This is a genomic window from Psychrobacter okhotskensis (genome assembly GCF_013248965.1).
In the GTDB taxonomy this organism is placed as follows: domain Bacteria; phylum Pseudomonadota; class Gammaproteobacteria; order Pseudomonadales; family Moraxellaceae; genus Psychrobacter; species Psychrobacter okhotskensis.
Genome location: NZ_JABRVQ010000072.1, coordinates 1 through 690 on the forward strand (window position 1 = coordinate 1; position 690 = coordinate 690).

The following is a 690-nucleotide window of genomic DNA, read 5'->3' on the forward strand; positions in this document are numbered from 1 at the left end:
GCTGTGACTGCGACGTTAAAGTCCTCTGGACCTTCAAATACATTGTCGTTCACAATCGGTACGGTGATGTCAACGGAGGTTTGACCCGCTGGAATCGTCACGTTTTGTGTGACAGGTGCGGTGTAGTCAGCTGAGCCTTCAGTGCTGTCATCACTAATCGTGACCGTAACAACGGTATCTTCGGTACTTGGGTTGCTGATGCTGACTGTATAAGTCGCTTCATTAGGAGTACCGTCAGCAGCCATTTCATTCAGACTTGCTGTACCAGTGATGCTTACTATTGGGGTGTCATCACCTGCCGTAGGATCAGTAGGATCTACAGGATCAGTGCCGTTAGTGGTGCCATCATCATAAATAGTGGTGGTGACGCTGTTGTTGGTACCGATGGTCGCGGTACCGGCTGTGACGGCTGTGACTGCGACGTTAAAGTCCTCTGGACCTTCAAATACATTGTCGTTCACAATCGGTACGGTGATGTCAACGGAGGTTTGACCCGCTGGAATCGTCACGTTTTGTGTGACAGGTGCGGTGTAGTCAGCTGAGCCTTCAGTGCTGTCATCACTAATCGTGACCGTAACAACGGTATCTTCGGTACTTGGGTTGCTGATGCTGACTGTATAAGTCGCTTCATTAGGAGTACCGTCAGCAGCCATTTCATTCAGACTTGCTGTACCAGTGATGCTTACTATT

At 49.4% G+C, this 690-nt stretch carries 1 protein-coding gene; it reads right to left on the bottom strand.

Going from position 1 to position 690, the window contains the following annotated elements:
* A partial coding sequence (locus HQR03_RS14100; protein WP_217271614.1) for a Calx-beta domain-containing protein occupies window positions 1-690 on the bottom strand: 690 nt, incomplete at both ends.